15 protein-coding genes are annotated in these 16,353 nt (G+C 66.9%); 5 read left to right on the forward strand and 10 right to left on the reverse strand.

From position 1 onward, the window contains the following. Positions 1-30: 30 nt before the first annotated feature. Together AC5Y31_RS09245 and AC5Y31_RS09250 are read left to right on the forward strand one after the other, a co-directional pair. Positions 31-1,206 carry an FAD-binding oxidoreductase gene (locus tag AC5Y31_RS09245; protein WP_499979831.1) on the forward strand — a complete coding sequence of 392 codons (1,176 nt, stop codon included), beginning with the start codon at positions 31-33 and terminating at the stop codon, positions 1,204-1,206. Between the two features lie 2 nt (positions 1,207-1,208). Next, the gene (locus tag AC5Y31_RS09250) at positions 1,209-2,111 is read left to right on the forward strand and encodes an aldose 1-epimerase (protein ID WP_499979833.1); all 903 of its coding nucleotides are present in this window, start codon (positions 1,209-1,211) and stop codon (positions 2,109-2,111) included. Positions 2,112-2,211: 100 nt separating this feature from the next. Here the strand turns inward: AC5Y31_RS09250 and AC5Y31_RS09255 are convergent, their stop codons facing one another. The 10 genes from AC5Y31_RS09255 to AC5Y31_RS09300 form a co-directional block, all read right to left on the reverse strand. Continuing rightward, positions 2,212-2,583 carry a heat shock protein transcriptional repressor HspR gene (locus AC5Y31_RS09255; protein WP_065024365.1) on the reverse strand — a complete coding sequence of 124 codons (372 nt, stop codon included), beginning with the start codon at positions 2,581-2,583 and terminating at the stop codon, positions 2,212-2,214. After that, positions 2,580-3,776, reverse strand: a complete 1,197-nt coding sequence (dnaJ, locus tag AC5Y31_RS09260) for a molecular chaperone DnaJ (protein WP_301631950.1) — start codon at positions 3,774-3,776, stop codon at positions 2,580-2,582. Before dnaJ ends, AC5Y31_RS09255 begins: the two co-directional genes overlap by 4 nt. 22 nt (positions 3,777-3,798) lie before the next feature. After that, positions 3,799-4,428, reverse strand: coding sequence for a nucleotide exchange factor GrpE (gene grpE, locus AC5Y31_RS09265; RefSeq protein WP_499979835.1), 630 nt, complete (start codon positions 4,426-4,428; stop codon positions 3,799-3,801). Beyond that, on the reverse strand, positions 4,425-6,278 hold the full coding sequence (dnaK, locus tag AC5Y31_RS09270; RefSeq protein ID WP_301631954.1) for a molecular chaperone DnaK: 1,854 nt from the start codon (positions 6,276-6,278) through the stop codon (positions 4,425-4,427). The genes grpE and dnaK overlap by 4 nt, the downstream gene beginning before the upstream one ends. Before the next feature lie 152 nt (positions 6,279-6,430). Further along, positions 6,431-7,036, reverse strand: a complete 606-nt coding sequence (locus tag AC5Y31_RS09275) for a methyltransferase family protein (RefSeq protein ID WP_499979839.1) — start codon at positions 7,034-7,036, stop codon at positions 6,431-6,433. A 103-nt stretch (positions 7,037-7,139) separates the two neighbouring features. After that, the gene (locus tag AC5Y31_RS09280) at positions 7,140-7,751 is read right to left on the reverse strand and encodes an NAD-dependent epimerase/dehydratase family protein (RefSeq protein ID WP_499979843.1); all 612 of its coding nucleotides are present in this window, start codon (positions 7,749-7,751) and stop codon (positions 7,140-7,142) included. Further along, positions 7,748-8,266: a DUF302 domain-containing protein gene (locus tag AC5Y31_RS09285; RefSeq protein WP_499979846.1), complete on the reverse strand. Its 519-nt coding sequence runs from the start codon at positions 8,264-8,266 to the stop codon at positions 7,748-7,750. Before AC5Y31_RS09285 ends, AC5Y31_RS09280 begins: the two co-directional genes overlap by 4 nt. Next, positions 8,235-9,212 carry a nitrilase-related carbon-nitrogen hydrolase gene (locus tag AC5Y31_RS09290; RefSeq protein ID WP_499979851.1) on the reverse strand — a complete coding sequence of 326 codons (978 nt, stop codon included), beginning with the start codon at positions 9,210-9,212 and terminating at the stop codon, positions 8,235-8,237. Before AC5Y31_RS09290 ends, AC5Y31_RS09285 begins: the two co-directional genes overlap by 32 nt. Beyond that, the gene (gene car, locus AC5Y31_RS09295; RefSeq protein WP_499979853.1) at positions 9,205-12,798 is read right to left on the reverse strand and encodes a carboxylic acid reductase; all 3,594 of its coding nucleotides are present in this window, start codon (positions 12,796-12,798) and stop codon (positions 9,205-9,207) included. Before car ends, AC5Y31_RS09290 begins: the two co-directional genes overlap by 8 nt. Positions 12,799-12,810: 12 nt before the next feature. Further along, positions 12,811-13,998, reverse strand: a complete 1,188-nt coding sequence (locus AC5Y31_RS09300) for a thiolase family protein (protein ID WP_499979855.1) — start codon at positions 13,996-13,998, stop codon at positions 12,811-12,813. A gap of 94 nt (positions 13,999-14,092) precedes the next feature. On the opposite strand from AC5Y31_RS09300, the gene AC5Y31_RS09305 reads away from it, so the two are divergent. Genes AC5Y31_RS09305 through AC5Y31_RS09315 form a run of 3 tightly spaced genes read left to right on the forward strand, consistent with a single transcriptional unit; the run spans position 14,093 to position 16,285 of the window. Continuing rightward, on the forward strand, positions 14,093-14,578 hold the full coding sequence (locus tag AC5Y31_RS09305; protein WP_499979857.1) for a winged helix-turn-helix transcriptional regulator: 486 nt from the start codon (positions 14,093-14,095) through the stop codon (positions 14,576-14,578). Positions 14,579-14,605: 27 nt separating this feature from the next. Then, positions 14,606-16,090, forward strand: coding sequence for an amino acid permease (locus AC5Y31_RS09310; protein WP_499979861.1), 1,485 nt, complete (start codon positions 14,606-14,608; stop codon positions 16,088-16,090). A 12-nt stretch (positions 16,091-16,102) separates the two neighbouring features. Further along, the gene (locus AC5Y31_RS09315; protein ID WP_065024354.1) at positions 16,103-16,285 is read left to right on the forward strand and encodes a hypothetical protein; all 183 of its coding nucleotides are present in this window, start codon (positions 16,103-16,105) and stop codon (positions 16,283-16,285) included. Positions 16,286-16,353: the final 68 nt, after the last annotated feature.

A 16,353-nucleotide genomic window follows, 5' to 3' on the forward strand; every position in this document is an offset into this window, starting at 1 on the left:
ATCGCCGCCGGCCCGCATAAAATCGCGGCCGTGGGCCTAGACGACCGTGACGCACTGCAGGTGCTGCGCGGCGCGTTCGCCGCCCCCGATGCCAGCGAAGGCACCGACGGCTTTGTGGCCCGCTTGTTCGCCCGCTGGTTCGGCACCGACCCGTCGGCCCGCGATCTGTTCCCGGCCGACCTTTCCGGTACCCGCACGGCGTTCACCCAGGCTTTGAGCTGGGTGTACGGCGAGCTGGTGGCACAGCGTGCGCAGGAGCCGATCTCGTTTATCGCACAGCTCGGCCGAGATCACCGTAAATACGGTGTGACGCAACACCACTACGACACCATGGGACGCGTGCTCTACGCCGCCCTGCGCGACGAGCTGGCCGAGGACTGGACCCCCGCGGTCGAGGACGCCGCCCGCGAGTCGCTGAATCTGATCATCGGGGTGATGGGCGGCGCCGCCGACGCCGAAGAAGGCCCGGCCTGGTGGGACGGCAGCGTCGTCGAGCACCTGCGGGTATCCCGCGACCTGGCCGTGGTCCGGATCCAGCTCGACCACCCGCTGCCCTACTACCCGGGCCAGTACGTCAAAGTCGAGGTGCCGCAGTGCCCGCGCTCGTGGCGTTATCTCTCGCCTGCCATGCCCGCCGACGAGACCGGCGCCATCGAGTTCCACGTCCGCGGGGTGCCGGGCGGGCTGGTCAGCACCGCGATCGTCAACGAGACCCGGCCCGGTGACCGCTGGCGCCTGTCCAGTCCGCACGGCGGCCTGCACGTCGACCGCGACGCCGGTGACGTGCTGATGGTGGCCGGCAGCACCGGCCTGGCGCCGCTACGGGCGATCATCATGGACCTGACCCGGTGGGGCGTGAACCCGCGCGTGCACCTGTTCTTCGGGGGCCGATACCCCTGCGAGCTCTACGACCTGCCCACCCTGTGGCAGATCGCGGCGCACAACCCGTGGCTGTCGGTGACCCCGGTGTCGGAGTACGCCCGCGACCCGAGCTGGGCCGCCGACTACCCCGACGTGACGCCGCCGCGGGGCCTGCACGTGCGACAAACCGGGCAGCTGCCGGATGTGGTCACGCGCTATGGCAACTGGAGCGACCGGCAGATCCTGGTCTGCGGCGGCCCCGAGATGACCCGTGCCACCGAGGCCGCTCTGATCGCCAGAGGCGCTCCTGCGCAACGCATTCAACACGACCCACTGTCGGAGTGAGCATGAGCGAATTCGAATCCTGCACATTGGTTGATCCGTCGTCGGATCTGACGGCGACGTTCGTCCCGAGCGCCGGCATGATCGGCACCTCGCTGTCCGACGGCGGTGTGGAGTTGCTCGGTCAGCGCAAGGGCGTGGCGGCATACGTCTCCGAATACAAGACTATGGGCATCCCGCTGCTGTATCCGTGGGCGAATCGGTTGAGCGGCAACCAATACCGCGTCGCCGGCACCAACGTAGCCCTGGCTCCCGGCACCGGCGGCGTACACACCGACGCGCACGGTGCCCCGATTCACGGCACCCTGGCCGGGGATTCCGGTTGGCTGGTGACCGAGCGGTCGGCGTCGACGGTGACCGCTGAACTCGACTTCGGCTCGCGGCCGGAGTTGTTGGCGTCCTTCCCGTTCCCGCATCTGCTGAGCCTGGCGGTCACTCTGGGAGACCGCACGCTGACCGTGCGCACCACGGTCACCACCACCACCGGCGCCGGGGTGCCGCTGTGCTTCGGGTTCCATCCCTACCTGCGGCTGCCCGGAGTCCCCAGAGATCAGTGGAGCATCGAGACGCCGACGATGCGCGCTCGGCTCGTCGACGCCCGCGGCATCCCGACCGGAGCGACCGAACCTCATGCACAATCCACCGAGTTGTTGGGCGAGCAGGTGTTTGACGACGGTTTCGACGAAGTGCCGGCCGGAGCGGCGTTCGCGGTCAGCGGCGGTGGGCGGCGCATCGAGGTGCACTTCGACAGCGGGTATCCGGCGGCGCAGATCTTCGCCCCGGCCACCGAGGAGGTCATCTGTTTCGAACCGATGGCCGCGCCCACCGACGCGCTGCGCCGCGGCGGCTATCGGATGGCCCGCCCGGGCGAACCCGGAGTAGCCCAGTTCTCCATCCGGGCCCGCTGAAGTCCGGCGAGCAGTCCCCCGCAAGCGGGAGGTGCCCCCAGCGAAAGCCCCCATTTGGCACCCAAATAAGGGGCTTTCATGTCTGCTCGCGCGGAAGAAATCACTTGCGCGGCTGCCAGACCACCACTGCGGTGCTCTTGGGCACCACCGCGATCTCGCGACGCTGGTTGGCGCGCAACATCTCCAGCTCGGCCGCCATCTCCTTGACCCGCGACTGCAGCGCCTCGACCTGGTTGGTCAGCTCGATGATCCGCTTGATTCCGGCCAGGTTGACGCCCTCGTCGTGGGAGAGCCGCTGCACCTCGCGCAGCATGTCGACGTCCCGCTCGGAGTAGCGTCGTCCGCCGCCGGAGCTGCGGCGCGGGCTGACCAGACCGATCCGGTCATAGGTCCGCAGCGTCTGCGCGTGCATACCGGCCAGCTCGGCAGCCACCGAGATCAGGAAGGTGCGGGCATTGTCCGATTTGCTCATGACCGGTTGCCCGCCCATCCGGCCCGCGGGTCGAACCCGGCGGACCGCTCCGCTGCCGCATACGCCTCGAGCGCTTCCTGCGCTTGACCCTCCAGGTTCGGCGGCACGGCGACCTTCACTTTGACCAGCAGGTCGCCGTTGCCACCGCTGCGCTTGGGCACCCCGCGCCCGCGCACCCGCAGGATCCGTCCGTCGGCGGTTCCCTTGGGCACCCGCACACCGACCTTGCCCTCCAGTGTCGGCACCGAAAGCGTGGTGCCCAAGGCGAGTTCGGAGAAACTGACCGGGATGGTGACGGTCAGGTCGTCGCCGTCACGGCCGAAGACCTTGTCCGGACGCACCCGGACCGTCACATACAGGTCGCCCGACGGCGCACCGCGCAACCCCGCCTCGCCCTGGCCGGCCAGCCGAATGCGTTGGCCGTCTTCGACTCCCGGCGGAATCCGCACGTTGATGGTGCGAGTGCGGGCAGCCCGCCCGGTTCCCCTGCACTCCGAGCACGGATGCTCGATGATCGAACCGCTGCCACGGCAGTCGGTGCACGGCTCGGAGAAGCCGAAGGCGCCCTGGTTGCTGCTGATCACCCCGGAGCCGTTGCAGGCGACGCAGACTTTGGGGCTGGTGCCCGGCCGGGCGCCACTGCCATGGCAGTTGGTGCACGGCGCGGCGCTGGTCAGCCGCAACGGCATCTCCACGCCTTTGGTGGCCTCCAGGAAACTCAGCTCGGAGTCGGTCTCGAGGTCATTTCCGCGCCGGGGCCGGCTGGGCCGCTGTTGCGCACCGCGGCCGAACAGGCCTCCGAACAGGTCACCGATGTTCGCCCCGCCGGTTTGCCCGGCCGCACCGAACAGGTCGTTGAGGTTGAACTCGTTGCCGTCGCCGCCGGTGGAGAACCGATCGAAGTTGCCGCCGCCGAAACCGCCTCCGCCGTTGAAGCGCCGCCCGAAACCGCCCCCGGCGAACAGCCGGCGGGTCTCGTCGTACTCCTTGCGCTTGGCCTCATCGGACAGCACGCTGTAGGCCTCGGACACCGCCTTGAATCGCTCCGCGGCAGCCGGGTTGTTCGGGTTCTTGTCCGGATGCAGTTCGGAGGCCAGCTTGCGGTAGGCGCTCTTGATCTCTTTCTCGCCGGCGTCGGAGGAGACGCCCAACTCCTTGTAGAAGTCCTTTTCGACCCATTCACGCTGAGCCATGATGCGTCACCTCCTTACCTGATCAATTCTCGTCAGCAGTGTCACCGTCGACGACGGCGTCGCCGGTCTCGTCGTCGGGGACGGTGTCTATCACCCCGACCATCGCGTGGCGCAGCACCTGCTCGCCGAGTTTGTAGCCCTGCCGCATGACGGTGCCGATCACCGAATGGGTTCCGTCACCTTCATGTTGCACGGCCTCGTGCAAAAGCGGGTCGAATTCTTCGCCTTCGGCACCGAACGCCGCCAAGCCCAGCCCGCTGAGCACACCGGTCAGCTTGCCCGCCAATGCTTTCAGCGGCCCGGATTCCAGGTCGCCGTGGCTACGGGCACGATCCAGATCGTCGAGGATCGGCAGCAGTTCGGTCACCACCGAGGCCTTCGCCCGGTCGGCGACACCCTGCTGGTCGCGCGCCGCCCGCTTGCGGTAGTTGGCGAAGTCCGCCTGCACCCGCTGCAGATCCGCGGTCAGCTCCACAACCTGGTCGACTTCGGCGGCCTCGCCGGCATCAGCGGCCGGCTCCGCCGGTGCCGGCCCACTTGGGGCCGGCCCGGCGGAACTCGCGCGCACCTCACCGGTTTCGGGGTCAATACGCCGCTTGTCGGTTACGGTGATGGTCTCCGGGGTCGGTTCGCGTGAATCGCCTTCGCTCACTTGACATCACCGTCATCGACTACTTCGGCGTCCACGACGTCATCAGCACCGGCGGACGCACCGCCCGCTCCTTCGGAAGCGGACTGCTCGGCCTGCGTGGCCTCGTAGATCGCCTGACCCAGCGCCTGCGACTCGACGCCCAGCTTCTCCATCGCCGACTTGATGGCGCCGATGTCGGTGCCCTCCAGCGCCTTCTTGGCCTCGCCGATCGCGGCGTCGACCTTGGCCAGGGTGTCCTCGGGAACCTTGGAGCCGCCCTCGGCCTCACGCTGCTCGGTGACGAACTTCTCGGTCTGGTAGACCAGCGACTCGGCCTGGTTGCGCACGTCGGCCTCCTCGCGACGCTTGCGGTCCTCGTCGGCGTGCGCCTCGGCGTCCTTGATCATCCGGTCGATCTCCTCCTGGGACAGGCCGGAGCCCTCCTGGATCTTGATCGTGTTCTCCTTGCCGGTGCCCTTGTCCTTGGCGGTGACGTGCACGATGCCGTTGGCGTCGATGTCGAAGGTGACCTCGATCTGCGGGACACCGCGCGGTGCCGGCGGGATACCGGTCAGCTCGAAGGAGCCGAGCAGCTTGTTGTGCGAGGCGATCTCGCGCTCACCCTGGAAGACCTGGATCTGCACCGACGGCTGGTTGTCGTCGGCGGTGGTGAAGGTCTCACTGCGCTTGGTCGGGATCGTGGTGTTGCGCTCGATCAGCTTGGTCATCACGCCGCCCTTGGTCTCGATACCCAGCGACAGCGGGGTGACGTCAAGCAGCAGAACGTCTTTCACCTCACCCTTGAGCACGCCGGCCTGCAGCGCGGCGCCCACGGCCACCACCTCGTCGGGGTTGACACCCTTGTTGGGCTCCTGGCCACCGGTCAGCTCCTTGACCAGATCGGTCACCGCGGGCATCCGGGTGGAACCACCCACCAGCACCACGTGGTCGATCTCGGACACCGAGATGCCGGCGTCCTTGATCACCGACTGGAACGGCTTGCGCGTGCGGTCCAGCAGGTCCTGGGTGATCTTCTGGAACTCCGAGCGGGTCAGCTGCTCGTCGAGGAACAGCGGGTTCTTGTCGGCGTCGACAGTGATGTAGGGCAGGTTGATCGAGGTGCTCTGCGAGCTCGACAGCTCGATTTTGGCCTTCTCGGCCGCTTCACGCAGCCGCTGCATCGCCATCTTGTCCTTGGTCAGGTCGATGCCCGAGGTGCCCTTGAACTTGTCGACCAGCCATTCGACGACGCGGTCGTCCCAGTCGTCGCCACCGAGGTGGTTGTCGCCGGAGGTGGCCCGGACCTCGACCACGCCCTCGCCGATTTCCAGCAGCGAGACGTCGAAGGTGCCGCCACCGAGGTCGAACACCAGGATGGTCTGTTCCTTCTGGCCCTTGTCCAGGCCATAGGCCAGCGCGGCCGCGGTCGGCTCGTTGACGATGCGCAGCACGTTCAGCCCGGCGATCTGGCCGGCTTCCTTGGTGGACTGACGCTGGGCGTCGTTGAAGTAGGCGGGCACGGTGATGACCGCATCGGTGATGTCCTCACCGAGGTAGGCCTCCGCGTCGCGCTTGAGCTTCATCAGCACGCGGGCGCTGATCTCTTGCGCGGTGTAGTCCTTGCCGTCGATCTCGACCTTCCAGTCGGTGCCCATGTGGCGCTTGACCGAGCGGATGGTGCGGTCGACGTTGGTGACCGCCTGGTTCTTGGCGGGCTGGCCGACCAGCACTTCGCCGTTACGGGCGAACGCGACGACCGACGGGGTGGTACGCGAGCCCTCCGAGTTGGCTACGACGACGGGATCGCCGCCCTCCAGCACCGAGACGCACGAGTTGGTGGTCCCGAGGTCGATTCCGACCGCACGAGCCATTGTGGTTTCCTCCCTATAGACGTTTACCGAGTCTGAGTGGACTGCGCTCAAGGATGCTCTTCTGGCGGTCCCGCTGTCAACCCAGACTTGAGTACTGGTGACTCAACTTGTCGATGTGCTCAACGGGCGGGCTCGGGGTTTTGTTCCACAGCTCAGCCGACGCGGCCGATACCAGGCAGGAAACGCCCCACCGTCTGCAGGTACCGGCGGTAAGCGTCGCCGTGGACGCCCTCCAGATAGGGCTCCTCGACAACGCGGACCTGCAGCTCGATCGTTCCCAGCAGCACGCAGAACGCGCTCAGCGCCAGCGGGTTGGACGCCATCAAGGTGATGCCGGCAGCGAAGGCCAACATGGCGGCGAAGATGGGATTGCGCACCCGCGCGAACACGCCGTGTCGGACCAGGGTGGTGGTCTCCCCGGCGTCGACACCGATGCGCCAGGAGTCGCCCATGTCGAGCTGGCTGTACACCGTCGCCGCGATGCCGACGAGGGCCAGCACCGTCCCCGCCCCCTGCAGCCCGGGCAGCTGCAGCACCGAGACCGGCGAGACCGCACCGGCAAGCTGCAGCACCGGGGCCGCGATGCCGGCGATGAGGGCTACCACGAACCCGGCGCCGGCGAGCCATTCCAGTGAACCGAGGCGCCCGCTCACGCCGCGAAATCCGGAACTCCCGGTGCGGCGGTACTGCACCCAGCTCCGCCAGCCGAAACCGAGCGCGGCGAAGACGACATAGAGCGCTATCGCGATGACGGCCATGATCGAGGACTCCTGCCGGACGGGACGATATGACGGTCACCGCAATATATGCATGTATTGCTATATAAGCAATAGAACGAGACGGGTCCGCGACATGCATCGCTCAGCCGTCGACGACCGTCATCACCCCCGGTGCCGCGTCGAGCGCTTTGAGGGTGACCGCGACGGCGGTGTCGATGTGCACCCGCGGCGCCGGCGGGAGTTCGCCCGGGTAGTAGGTGCCGGGTCCGTAAAGCAGCCCGTAGCGCAGCACCACCCCCTCGGCGGCAAGCACGGCCTCCTCGAGGAAGGCGACCGCGTCGGCTTCTCGGCCGGGCTGCATCGTCCACGCGACGCTTTGGGCGATCACCTTCGCCGGGCGCGAGATGTCCAACGCCTCGATGAGGTTGCGGGTGCCCTCGGCCCGTATCCGGGCATTGACCAGTGACTCCGCGGGCAGCTCCGCCAAGTCGTCGGGAAGGTCGGTCAGCTCATGCAAGAGCACGTCGGGCGCAAAAGAACGGACGGCCCGGGTCAGCGCCGGTCGGTCGAAGACGTCGCAGACGATCGGTTGTGCCCCCAGCGCGGCCAGCCGATCGGCTTTCCCTGCCGATCTCGTCATGGCGCCGACGGTGTGGCCGGCGTCGATCAGCAGAGGCACCAGGCGAGCACCGATCACACCCGAAGCACCCGCAAAGAAGATGCGCCGTCCCGCTGCGGAGCCACCGGCCGTCATGCCGTGACCTTCGCGGCCAGCGCGGCCAGCTTGACGTCAAGCTCCGCGGCGGCCGCATGCAGCTCAGGATTGGGCTCGACGACCATCAATGACGACGGCTTGACGTAGGTCAGACTGCTGCCGTTGTCCTCACCGACCAGCAGCAACTCCACCGGTGCAAACAACCCCGCGGTCACGTCGTGGCGCAACATCGTGATCGCGATCAGCGGGTTACCGATAATGACGCGCAACGCTTTCCGGTCGATGCCGGCCTTGGCGATCCAGCCGCCGTGATCGAAGACCGTGAACAACATGAATCCGCCACGACCGACGTGAGTTTGGACCTGATCGCGATACGACTCCCAGCCGGCGAAGTCCTTCGCGATGTCGTCGATCGGAACCGGCCGGTCGCCGACTTCGGAGAACAACGCGGCCACCAATTCGTCGTAGCTCTTCGTGCTCTCGTAGCACACCCTGGCTCCAGAGAACCGGATCTCGCGCGGATCAGACTGCGACACGGTCCACCTCCTCGACATCGGCTTCCGTGGATCCGTCGAAGCGGTCCCGAACATGTGCATGCGGGGTGCGGTCCACCAGCAGGCTCAGCAGATCCGGCCGGCTGTAGTGACCGGCGGCATCCATCTGCGACTTCCGGGCATCGATCACCGAGAAGTCCAGGTCGGCGATGACCTCGCCCTCGCCGACGAGCAGTGGCTCCCCCAGCAGCTCGCCTTGCGGATTGACGATCGCGGTGAAGCACCCGCCCGAGATCGGGCCGATCGGACACCCGGTGTCGGCCATGATCCGGGCCTGTTGGTCGGCATCCAGCCAGGCGGTGGCGTTGACGACGAAAGCGGCCGATTCGAGTGCGTGATTGCGCACGCTGGTCTCGATCTGGCGGGTGAACAGTTCGCCGGCGAACGATCCCGGCCACATGGCCGAGTGGATCTGCTCGCCGTCGGCGATCAGCGCATGGCGGGCCAGCGGGATGTAGTGCTCCCAGCAGGCCAGCTGGCCGACGCGCCCGACCGCGCTGTCCACAGCACGCAGTCCGGTGCCGTCGCCCTGTCCCCAGATCATCCGTTCGTGATACGTCGGCATGATCTTGCGACGGCGTTGCAGCAGGCTCCCGTCGGCGTCGAACAGCAACTGCGTGTTGTACAGCGAGCCGCCGTCGCGCTCGGTGACGCCTATCGAGACCACCATTTCGGCCTGTCGGGCCGCCGCGCTGATCGCATCGATCTCCGGTGACGGGATCGTCACGGCCTGCTCCATCAATGTGAGGTGTTGCGGACGCATCTCGAACGGACGCTGCACGAACGAGAAGTAGGGGTAATACGGGATCACCGTTTCGGGGAAGACCGCGAACCGCACACTGTGGCGCGACAACTGCTCGATCTTGGCGATCACCCGCTCGACGGTCCCTTCCCGGCTGTAAAGCACCGGGCTGATCTGCACGGCGGCAGCTCGAATCTCATTCATTGCCAACCTTCTTTCCTCTTGCGTCCAATCCGTTATTGGGGCGCCAGTCCGAGAGCACGCCGAGGTGTTCCAGATCGGCGACGTACTTTGCCACCAGTTCCGACGACAGCTGCGGAATGTCTTTGTCGTCACCGACCTGTGCGGCTCGCACCGCGGCGCGGAAGGCCGCCGTCGGAGCCGGGGCACCGCGCAGCGGTTGCTGCGGTTTCCGGTAAGCGTCCAGCAGCGGTAGCACGCTGTGCCGGCGCTGCCTTTCGGGAAGCGTCCGCAACGCCGTTTCGAAACGTGCCAACCATGCGTCGTAGTCATCGAGGCGCTCGATCGGATGGCCGGCACCGACGAGCCAATCGACGAAGGTGTCCAACGAGATACCGTCATCGTGCGGGTTCATCACGTCGAAGGAGCGGAACCCTCCACTGCCCCGAGCGCCGAGGACCGCGATCGCCTCGGCGACGAAATCGACCGGCAAGCCGCTGTAGTGCGCGCGCGGCCGGTCGCCGAAGGGCCCGGTTTCGTAGAAGGAGCGTGGAGCGAGACCGGTCACCAGCAGGCTGAAGACCAGCCGGGTGAATGCGTCCGGGACGTTGAGCTGTCCCGGGTATCGACGGTGCGCGAGAATCATGTCCGATCGGAAGACCGTCACCGGCAGCGTGCAGTGATCAAAAGCCTGACGCAACAACACCTCCCCGGCCCACTTGCTGTTGCCGTAGCCGCTGGCGTAACCGTCGGCGACCGTTCGGACGGGGCTGACCTGACGAATGTCACCGTCCTCGATGAAGTCGGCCGGGTCCACCGTCATGGCAACCGCCACCGTCGACAGGAACGTGATCGGCTTGATCCGGGTGGTGATCGCCAGCCGGATCAACTCCGCGGTGCCGACGACGTTCGGGCCGAACAATTGCTCGTAGGGCAGTACGTGGTTGACCAGGGCGGCGGCATGCACGATCAGATCCACGCTGCGTCCCAGCCGATTCCAGACGGCCGCGTCCAGCCCGAGGTCGGGTTCGCCGATGTCGCCGGCAAGCACCTCGAGATGCTCGGCGGCCAGCGCACGATAGCGCCCCCTCAGCGTTGCGTCACCGCTGTCGAACATCTGCTCAAGGCGCACCCACGCCGCCGCATCATCGCTGCCCCGCACGATGCAGATCAGGGTGCCGCCGGTCCGCGACAGCCTTTCCAGCCAGTGCAAGGCGATGAACCGGCCGAGATAACCGTTGGCTCCGGTGAGCAGGACGGTACGCGGTTCGCCGGTGACGTGCGGAAGCGTCCCGGCCTTGGCCAACGTCGTGGCATCGATGAACTTGTCCAGCGTCAGATCGCTCGCCCGCAAGACGGCGGCACCCGGCCCGTGCACCGTGGCGGCAGTGGCACGTGTTGATGCCGACCCGCGTTGAGCCGCGATGTGGTCGGCAAGCCGGGCGAGCGTTGACGTGGGGCTGATGATGACTCCCACGGGTACGTCGGCCCCAAAGACTTCCTGAAGCAGCTCCGAGAAGGTCAGGGCAGACAGCGAATCGCCACCAAGATCGGTGAAATGAGCGTTCGCGTCGACTTCGGCGCCTGCGGAACCGAGTACCGCAACCGCGGCCCGGCGCACGATCTCGAGTACCGGCTGGTCCGTCGCGGAGTTGCGCAGCGCACGCAGTTCGTCGGCCTGAGCCAGGTCGATATCGGCGTAAAGCTGCTCAAGCCGCTGTCCGAAGTGCGCCTTGAGCTTGGGCCGCAACAGTTTTCCGACACCGGAAACGAGCCCGTTGGCTGCGGTGAACGGCTGCGTCTCGATGAGGAAGTCGACGGGGACTTCGTAAGATTGCAGCTCCGCCGATTTTGCGGCCTGCCGCAGCGAATCCCGAAGCATGGACTTCAACGCGGCGGCGTCGTCGGCGAATTCCGCACGGGCCTGCGGGGTCGGAACGATCACCGCAAGCAGGTATGCGCGTGCACTGTTGCCGTAGACGTAGATCTGGCTCACCCCGGGCGCCGCAGCGAAAACCGCGTCCAAGCGCGCCACCGCGACGAACTCGCCCTGCGCAAGCTTGAGGACGTTTCGGCTGCGATCGACGTAGGCCAACCGGTCCGGAGCCAACTCGGCCATCACATCACCGGTGCGGTAATAGCCGTCGTCGTCGAAGACCTCGGCGGTGACTTCGGGGCGCTTGAAATAGCCCATCGTCGCGGTTGCCGACTTGATCAGCAGCTCACCGCGCGGGTATGGCCGGTCGGTGGTGAAGTACCCGAGCTCAGGAACGTCGACGAGCTTGTAGGCGAGCACCGGGGGGCGAAGGACGGTGCCATCCCGGCTGACACCGCCGACCTCGGTCAAGCCGTAGCCGTCAGACAGGTGTATGTCCAGTGCGGAATCGAGAAACGACGCCATTGCCGGAGCCAGCGGTGCCGTGCCGACGAACCCGCCCAGGAGCCGGCCGCCCAGCAGTCCCTCGCGCAGCTCTGCCGCCGCTTCGGCCTCCGCGGCTTCGGGAGTGGCGCCGCCGGCGATCAGTCCGGCCACTGCGCTGCGGTGACGCTGATACAGCATGTCGATCACCCTTGGTACCAGCGGAAGCTCGGTGGGGCGCACCAGTGACCAGTCCTCGAACAGCGTCGACAGGTCAGGGTCGGGGACGAAATAGCTGGTACCGCCGGCCATGAACGACGACACCAGCGGCAGCCGGCCGCCAAGGTGATTGAGCGGCATGAAGTTGACGTTGAACACCGGTGTCTCCGACGACGAAAGAAACGTTGCCGATGCCGTCCACAATCGCGTGAGCGTCCGTTCGGAATGCATGGCGCCCTTCGGGGCACCGGTACTTCCCGAGGTGTAGAGAATCATCGCCAGCCGCTCGTCGGTGTCGGCGGTGTAGAGCGGTTCGGGCGGCAGTGCGCGTCCACGCTGTACTACCTCGTCCAGCGTCTCGACGACAACCGGCACCCCGGCGCCGCTGACGCGCTCGCGAGCCCGTGCCAGCGCCTCCCGGTGCGCGTCGAGTTCCGGTTGGTGGTCGAAGACCAACAGGTGTCGCAGCGACGCACTGTCCAACGCGGACTCCAGCGCGAGCTCCAGGTAGGCGGTGCCCACCGCGACCACCGACGGCTGCACCTCGGCGATGATCGAGGCGAGTTGCGATGCGGAGGCGGTGTGCTGCAACGGAACCGATACCAGGCCGAGATAGGCGCAAGCAAGATCGATCGCCAGATAGTCCGGGCTGGCGAAACCGATGGTGGCCACGAAATCGCCGGGGCCGAGCGGATAGCTGCGGTGGTGCCGCCAGGAGGCGGCGATCGCCCCCGCCCGCCCCCACAGCTCGCGATAGCTGATCGTCTCGAACCGAGGCAACAGGCGCGCAGTCGTGCGGCCCGTCGCGGAATCGGTCACCACCTCACGGGCGCGCTGGCCCACCGCCGGGCGGTCCCCATAGCCGTCGACCAAGGTCTGCAACACCTGGGCGAGCCGCAGGCCGGGCCGGCGCGCCGCCGCGATGATGTCGGGGTTCGGTTGCGCCGCTTGAAATTGGGCGTCGGCGGCGTAGAAGCCGGCGATGCGATCTGTCAGTCGCTCGGCGCGGGTGCCGATCCGTTCGGTGGTCATGGCGGAGCCCTCCTAGCCGAGGCGTTCGATGATGGTGGCGTTGGCCATGCCGCCGCCCTCGCACATCGTCTGCAGTCCGTAGCGTTTTCCGCTGCGCTGCAAGGTGTTGACAAGAGTTGTCATGAGGCGTGCACCGCTGGCCCCCAACGGATGCCCGATGGCGATAGCGCCGCCGTTGACGTTCGTCTTCGCCAGATCGGCACCGGTTTCCTTCGCCCAGGCCAGCACCACCGGAGCAAAGGCCTCGTTGACCTCGAACACGTCGATGTCTGACAGCCTCATCCCGGCCCGGCGCAACACCTTCTCGGTGGCCGGAATCACCCCGGTGAGCATGTAGAGCGGATCCGAGCCGACGATGGTGGCGGTGTGGATGCGTGCGAGTGGCCGCAGACCCATCTTCTCGGCGGCTTCGCCGCTGGCGATCAGCACCGCTGCGCTGCCATCGGAGAGCGGCGACGAGTTTCCGGCGGTGATCTCCCAATTGATTTGCGGGAAGCGCGCTTGCACTGCCTCGTCGTAGAACGCGGGCCGCAGCGCCGACAGCGTCTCGACGGTGGTGCCGGGCCGGATGGCCTCGTCGGTACTCAGCCCGGCGAGCGGAGCGAGCTCGTCGTCGAAGAGCCCGTCTTTGGTGGCCGTCGCCGCCTTTTCGTGGCTGGCCGCGGAGAACTCGTCGAGTTCGGCGCGGGAGAAACCCCACCGGGCGGCGATCAGCTCGGCGCTGATGCCCTGCGACACCAGGCCGTCCGGGTAGCGACGTGCCAGACCGTGGCCGAAGGGGTTGGCGCCGGGCAGAACCGAGGAGCCCATCGGGACACGGCTCATCGACTCCACTCCGGCCGCGATGACGACGTCGTAGGCGCCGGCCACCACGCCCTGGGCGGCGAAGCTGATGGCCTGCTGGCTGCTCCCGCATTGCCGGTCGATGGTGGTGCCGGGAACCGATTCGGGGAATCCGGCGCCCAACAGGGCGTTGCGCCCGATGTTGACGGCCTGATCGCCCACCTGGGTGACGGCTCCGGCGATCACGTCGTCGATGTCGACCGGGTCGATGCCGGCGCGTCGGACCACTTCGCGCAGGCTGTGGGCCAGCAGGTCGGCGGGCAGGACGTCGTGCAATGCGCCACCGGGCTTGCCCTTGCCGATCGGGGTGCGAACGGCGCCGACGATCACGGCGTCGCGACCTTGATATCCGCTCATCATGGATCCTCCCGGCTAGCTAAGTATTGTTCTCTATACTCAGCTATACACCCTGGGTATAGTAGAGTCAACCCAGATGGGGAGGTGAGCTGAGATGAATTTCCTGCAGGGGCCGCTGGCAGACCGCGAGAGCTGGTCGGCGATCGGCGAGTGCCCGGTCGAAAAAACCATGGCTGTGGTCGGCACCAAGTCCGCGATGCTGGTCATGCGCGAGGCCTACTACGGCACCACCAGGTTCGACGATTTCGCCCAGCGGGTTGGCATCACCAAGGCCGCAACCGCGACACGGCTCGCCGAGCTGGTCGACCTCGGGTTACTGGCCCGGCGGCCCTACCGTGAGCCGGGCCAGCGTAGCCGCGACGAATACGTCCTGACCGAAGCCGGCATCGATTTCATGCCGGTGGTGTGGGCAATGTTCCAGTGGGGCCAACGTCACCTGCCGAACCGCGGCCGGCTACGCCTGACGCATCTGGGCTGCGGGGCCGACGCGGCGGTCGAAATCCGCTGCACCGAAGGCCACCGAGTCGAGGCCGATGAACTCGGCGCAGAGCTGGTCGAGCCAACGAGGGCCACCTCGTGACCACCGCGGTGGGTTACCCTCGCACCGATGTCCCACGCCCCTGACCCCAACCTGGCCTCGCCGGCGGCGCTGGCCCGCGAAGACGAGGGTTATCACAAGGGCCTGGCCCCCCGACAAGTGCAGATGATCGCCATCGGCGGCGCGATCGGAACCGGGCTGTTCTTGGGAGCAGGACGACGGCTCCACGAGGCCGGGCCCAGCCTGTTTCTGATCTACGGCATCTGCGGCGTCTTTGTGTTCTTCATCCTGCGGGCGCTCGGCGAACTCGTGCTGCACCGGCCGACATCAGGTTCTTTCGTCTCCTACGCGCGCGAATTCTTCGGTGAGAAAACGGCTTTCGTCGCGGGCTGGCTGTATTTCCTGAACTGGTCGATGACCGGCATCGTCGACACCACCGCGATCGCGACCTACTTCCACTACTGGGGCGCCTTCCACGTGGTCCCGCAGTGGGTGTTGGCGCTGACCGCGCTGGTGGCGGTGGTGGCGATGAACCTCATCTCGGTGAAGCTCTTCGGCGAGCTGGAGTTCTGGGCGGCGCTGATCAAGGTGGTGGCGCTGATGACGTTCCTGGTCGTCGGGACCGTCTTTTTAGGGGGGCGCTTCCAGGTCGACGGACAAGACACCGGCCTGCACCTGTGGGGCGACAACGGCGGGTTCCTCCCGACCGGACTGCTGCCGTTGGTCCTGGTCACCTCGGGTGTGGTGTTCTCCTATGCCGCGGTCGAGCTGGTCGGGACCGCCGCCGGCGAGACCCCCGAGCCAGAGAAGGTCATGCCGCGTGCGATCAACTCGGTGGTGGCCCGCATCGCGATCTTCTACATCGGCTCCGTGGTGCTGCTGGCCCTGTTGCTGCCCTACACCGCCTACCGGCATGGCGAGAGCCCCTTCGTCACGTTCTTCTCCAAGATCGGTTTCGCCGGGGCCGGCGGCCTGATGAACCTGGTGGTGCTGACCGCGGCGTTCTCCAGCCTCAACGCCGGGTTGTACTCCACCGGTCGGATCCTGCGGTCGATGGCGGTCAACGGCAGCGGGCCGAAGTTCACCGCACCGTTGTCGCGAAACGGCGTGCCCTACGGCGGGATTCTGCTGACCGGAACGATCGGTCTGTTCGGGGTCGCGCTCAATGCGGTGATACCCGAGCACGCCTTCGAAATCGTGCTCAACATCGCCGCGGTGGGTGTGGTGGCCGCGTGGTCCACGATCGTGGCCTGCCAACTGCGGTTCTTCAGGTTGACCAAAACCGGAGAGCTGCAACGACCGGGGTTCCGGATGCCGCTGGCTCCGTACAGCGGTTACGTCACGCTGCTGTTCCTGGCCGCCGTGTTCGCCCTGATGCTGTTCGACCCCGAGTACGGCACCTGGATCCGTGCCGCGGTGCTGATCGGCGCACCGGCACTGGTCATCGGCTGGTATTTGGTTCGCGGGCGGGTCATGGCCGCGGCCGCGCTCGCACCCGCCGATCCCGAGAAACCGCCCGCGGTCATGGCACCGGCGGAAACCGACGAGCAGTAAGGCCGAAAAGATATGGCCCGCAATCGATATGCCGACAAGCCGCCGCTTTACGGGATGGCGCTGGTGTTCTGCGCCATCGCGATTGTGGCTATCACCGCCTATCTGCACGCCGGCTGGTGGTCGGCGCTCGGTTATGGCCTCGCCGCGGTGACGGCGGTGGCCGGCGGCGCGTTGGCGTTCCGCGACCTGTCCTGACCGGCAGCCGGTCAGGCAAACCGCGAGTCACTGCTGCCACTTGCGTCACACGGTGCGTAGGCTGGGCG

Source organism: Mycobacterium sp. NGS18 (genome assembly GCF_059813185.1).

Coding starts and splice junctions, on each gene's coding strand:
- AC5Y31_RS09250 (WP_499979833.1), top strand. CDS start 1,209: ATGAGCGAATTCGAATCCTGCACATTGGTTGATCCGTCGTCGGATCTG.
- AC5Y31_RS09255 (WP_065024365.1), bottom strand. CDS start 2,583: ATGAGCAAATCGGACAATGCCCGCACCTTCCTGATCTCGGTGGCTGCC.
- dnaJ (WP_301631950.1), bottom strand. CDS start 3,776: ATGGCTCAGCGTGAATGGGTCGAAAAGGACTTCTACAAGGAGTTGGGC.
- dnaK (WP_301631954.1), bottom strand. CDS start 6,278: ATGGCTCGTGCGGTCGGAATCGACCTCGGGACCACCAACTCGTGCGTC.
- AC5Y31_RS09275 (WP_499979839.1), bottom strand. CDS start 7,036: ATGGCCGTCATCGCGATAGCGCTCTATGTCGTCTTCGCCGCGCTCGGT.
- AC5Y31_RS09280 (WP_499979843.1), bottom strand. CDS start 7,751: ATGACGGCCGGTGGCTCCGCAGCGGGACGGCGCATCTTCTTTGCGGGT.
- AC5Y31_RS09285 (WP_499979846.1), bottom strand. CDS start 8,266: ATGTCGAGGAGGTGGACCGTGTCGCAGTCTGATCCGCGCGAGATCCGG.
- AC5Y31_RS09290 (WP_499979851.1), bottom strand. CDS start 9,212: ATGAATGAGATTCGAGCTGCCGCCGTGCAGATCAGCCCGGTGCTTTAC.
- car (WP_499979853.1), bottom strand. CDS start 12,798: ATGACCACCGAACGGATCGGCACCCGCGCCGAGCGACTGACAGATCGC.
- AC5Y31_RS09300 (WP_499979855.1), bottom strand. CDS start 13,998: ATGAGCGGATATCAAGGTCGCGACGCCGTGATCGTCGGCGCCGTTCGC.
- AC5Y31_RS09305 (WP_499979857.1), top strand. CDS start 14,093: ATGAATTTCCTGCAGGGGCCGCTGGCAGACCGCGAGAGCTGGTCGGCG.
- AC5Y31_RS09310 (WP_499979861.1), top strand. CDS start 14,606: ATGTCCCACGCCCCTGACCCCAACCTGGCCTCGCCGGCGGCGCTGGCC.
- AC5Y31_RS09315 (WP_065024354.1), top strand. CDS start 16,103: ATGGCCCGCAATCGATATGCCGACAAGCCGCCGCTTTACGGGATGGCG.